This is a genomic window from Thiobacillus sp. 65-1402 (assembly GCF_001897685.1).
Classification (GTDB): Bacteria; Pseudomonadota; Gammaproteobacteria; order Burkholderiales; family Thiobacillaceae; genus Thiobacillus.
The window spans coordinates 1-3,564 of record NZ_MKUG01000038.1 but is presented as its reverse complement, the minus strand read 5'-3'; the positions used below and the strand labels follow the sequence as shown (position 1 = coordinate 3,564).

General features: G+C 63.9%; 2 protein-coding genes. Both read left to right on the top strand.

Going from position 1 to position 3,564, the window contains the following annotated elements; genetic code table 11:
• Window positions 1-2,335, top strand: a 2,335-nt coding sequence (locus BGO62_RS03185) for an ATP-binding protein (RefSeq protein WP_296639234.1), incomplete at its 5' end; no start/stop codon positions are given.
• On the top strand, window positions 2,335-3,564 hold a 1,230-nt coding region (locus BGO62_RS03180; protein WP_296639232.1), incomplete at its 3' end, for a sigma-54 dependent transcriptional regulator. The genes BGO62_RS03185 and BGO62_RS03180, both read left to right, overlap by 1 nt.

Sequence of the window (3,564 nt, the reverse complement as noted above, 5' to 3'; positions counted from 1 at the left end):
CGACATGCTGCATGCCTGGAGCGATCCCCATACCCAGCAGGCGCGTTTCGTCCTGTACCACACGCTCTCCACCTTTCTGGGCGGCGCCTTCATTTTCGCCGGCGTGGCGGCCCGCATCGCGGTCGAACGCAATCATGGCTTTTCCAGGGCGGATCTGGCGACGGTCGCGGCCGGTATGGCCGTGGTCGTACTGGTGGCGGCGCTCTACCGCTATTTCATCCCGAGCCTGTTTCCCGATTCCGCAAGCAATCTCAGGTTTTCCTCCGTCCTCCATGCGACGCATTATCTGGCCGGGCTGCTCTATGCGCTGGCGGCCATAGCGTTCTACCGCTATTTCCGCGAGCACAACCAGGTTCTGGCGCTGCTGGTGTTCAGCCTGCTGGTAGTGTTTGCGCAAAGCGCCTATCTGTTCAGCTTTTCCAGCATGTGGAACCTGGCCTGGTGGATGTGGCACGGCGTCAAGCTGCTGTTTTACCTCGGCATCATGCTGTCGGTATTCGTCGGCTTCCTGCTGGCGCTGCGCACGATCGAGACGTCGCGTCATTCGCTGGCCCAGATCAACCGCCGGCTGAAGCTTTCCAAGCAGGAAATCCGCCAGGTCAACCGGGAACTCGAGATACGCAACCGCATGGTTCAGGAAGCGATGCTCTCGCTCGACCTGGACAACACCCTGGACGTGGTGTCCAAGGCCATCCGTCAACTGCTGGGATTCACCAGCAGCGAACTCATTCTGCGCATCCCCGCGGATGAAGTGGACGAGTTCGACCGCCGCGCGCTGCATCTCAGCAGCCGCTGGCCGGTGCGTGCCCTGCGGACCGAGTCCAGGTGCAATAGCGCCATTTGCCAGGTCATGCATGCGACGAAAGACGTGTTCGAATGCGGCCAGCGCGATGAATTGGGGCGCCTCTCCCTCTGCCTGTCGCTCACCGCCAATGGCCAGGAAATCGGCCGCCTGCGCCTGCGCGCCAACAATCCGGGCTCGGAGAAGCAGAACCTGGGCGGATTGCAGGCGCTGGCCGTGGAGGTGGGGGCGATCGTGCACAACGCGCTGCTTTACCATCAATGGCTCGATGCCAACGATTTCCGGCTGGCGCTGCTGCGGGTTTCCACCATGCTCACCTCCACCCTGGAGCTGGACCGGGTGCTCGAAGCCGTGTGCAAGGAAAGCGCCGCATTGTTCGAAAGCGACGGCGCGATGGTGTGGCTGCCGAGCAGCGAAGACGGCGCGTTCTATCTGGCGGCCAAATGGTTTGCGCAGGCGGATCAGCCGGTATCGGAAGAGCTCGAGGTCTGGTGCGGCAACGGCAAGCTGTGTTCCACCCTGCTGCAGGGCATCAGCGGCCAGTACCAGCCGCTTGGCGTCCTGTGGAAGGACGCAAGCCAGACGCCCCCGTTCAGCCGGCCGAGCGGCTGTCCCTGGGAGGCGCTGGCCCTGTTTCCGCTGCTGGACGGCGAAAATCTCATCGGTGCGATGATGCTGGCGCGCAAGGCGCCTGTGCGTTTCAGCGCCGCCACGCTGGACAAGGGCGAACTGCTCGCAGGCCAGGTGCGTATCGCCATCAACAATGCGCGCAGCTACACGCAGCTGGCCGAATTCAATCAGCAGCTCAAGCTGGCCGAGGCGGACAAGATACGCAGCGAGCGCATGGCGGTGATGGGCCAGTTGGCCGCCTCGGTGGCGCACGAAGTACGCAATCCGCTGTCCGCCATCAACAACTGCCTGGCCGTGCTGCGCGCGGACAGCGGCGAAAATTCGCGCAGCCGGGCGGCGCTGGAAATCATCCAGGACGAAGTGGAGCGGCTGACCAACCTCACCAGCAACTTCCTGTCCTTCGGCAAGCCGCGCGCGTCGGTCAGCAAGCCCATCGTGCTGGAGCAGCTGGTGAAAAAAACCTGCGGCCTGCTGGAGCGGCATATCAGCCAGGAGGAGCTTTCCATCCAGGTGGGCTTGAATATCCAGCCCGCTTCCTCGCTGCTGCTGTTCGATGCCGACGGCCTGGAGACGGTGCTTTGGAATCTCCTGCTCAACGCCTCCCAGTCGATCCAGGGATCGGGCCGCATCGATGTCGCGCTGCGGATTTATCCGGGGTATTTCCTGCTGGTGGTGATGGATTCCGGCAAGGGTATCGCCCGCGAAGACCAGGCGCGGATTTTCGAGCCGTTCTATTCGCAACGGTCTTTGGGCGCCGGCCTGGGGCTGGCCATTGTGCTGCGCCTGGTGCGGGAATGGGGCGGCCGCATCCGGCTGCGCAGCCGGGTGGGCCAGGGGACGGCCTTCTTCCTGCGCGTGCCGGTGCGCATCGAGGAAACCTTTGACCGGCGCGAGGTCGCCTGATGCGCATTTTGCTGGTAGACGACCAGAAAAGCCTGCGCCGCAGCCTTTCGCTGATGCTGCAGGGCGCCGGCTTCGAAACCGACGAGGCGGAAAGCGGCGAGGGTGCGCTGTCCCGCCTGGGCAACCAGAAGTACGACCTGGTGATTACCGACTTGCGCATGGACGGGATGTCCGGCGTCGATCTGCTGCGTGAGATCAAGCGCGAAAACCCGGCCCTGCCGGTGATTCTCATCACCGCCTACGGCAGCATCGATTCCGCGGTCGACGCCATGCGCCTGGGCGCCTTCGATTACCTGACCAAGCCTTTCCGCGAGCAGGACATCCTGGAGAAAATCCACGCCAGCCAGGCCGTTCCCGCGGGCGCGGCCTGGCCGGCCATTGCCGTGCCGTCCCGCGAAGCGGAGGATATCGTCGCCGAAACCCCGCAGATGCGCGCCACCCTGATCAAGGCGGAGCGGATCGCGCGGACCGACATCAGCGTTCTCATCACCGGCGAAACCGGAACCGGCAAAACCCGCGTGGCGCGCTTCATTCACCAGAACAGCGCCCGCCAGCAGGCGCCCTTCGTCAGCATCAACTGCGCCAGCCTGCCCGAAAACCTGCTGGAGAGCGAGCTGTTCGGCCACGTCAAGGGCAGCTTCACCGGCGCCACGGAATCGCGCGCGGGACTCTTCGAGGAAGCGGACGGCGGCACCCTTTTTCTGGACGAAGTGGACACCCTGTCGCCCGCCATGCAGGCCAAGCTGCTTTCCGTCCTGCAGGAAAAAATTATCCGCCGGGTCGGCTCCAACAAGGGCAAGAAGGTCGACATCCGCATCATGTCGGCGAGCAACCAGGATCTCAGCCTGCTCATCGAGAAAGGCCATTTCCGTTCCGACCTGTATTTCCGCCTCAACGGCATCCGCCTGCACCTGCCGCCCCTGCGCGAACGCGGCCTGGACCTGCACAATCTGCTGCAGCGTTTCCTCGCCATTTACGGCAGCAAGTATGGTCGCAGCGGCCTTCGGCTGACGCCGCGGGCCGAGGCCTATGTGCTGGGATACCCCTATCCGGGCAATATCCGCCAGCTGGAAAGCTTCGTGGAGCAGATGGCGGTATTTGCCGACGACGCCGGCCACATCGACGTCGACGCTCTGCCGGAGGATCTGCTGCAGCAAGCGGCGCCCCTTGCCGCGAAAAACGGCCATACCGAGCTGGCCGAGGGCAGCGGCAGCATCGCCGACTCGGAA